General features: G+C 41.1%; 1 pseudogene. It reads right to left on the minus strand.

Features of this window, described 5'->3' with window-relative positions:
• Window positions 1-26: 26 nt before the first annotated feature.
• Window positions 27-231 (minus strand): annotated as a pseudogene (locus IQR33_RS28995) (DUF58 domain-containing protein); the annotation flags it as partial.

The following is a 231-nucleotide window of genomic DNA, read 5'->3' on the forward strand; positions in this document are numbered from 1 at the left end:
CTTAATAAATACTGCTTGTCAGTTTGTTAGCTTAATTGTGAAATTAAGGGCCAGCCACTTGATAGCGTGTTAAATGGAATTGCTATCGAATGGCACTGCTGCTTAATGGTTTCTTGATGTTGGGTAAAGTGGCTTTCGAGTTCTCTTCGTTGTCCTTTAGAGCCAAAGTTAAACCATTGACTATGCAGCCCATCCGAAGCTTTCACTTGACCTCTAAAGTCTGTTTCGCCT

The organism is Vibrio sp. OPT46 (genome assembly GCF_015163535.1).
Classification (GTDB): Bacteria; Pseudomonadota; Gammaproteobacteria; order Enterobacterales; family Vibrionaceae; genus Vibrio; species Vibrio alginolyticus.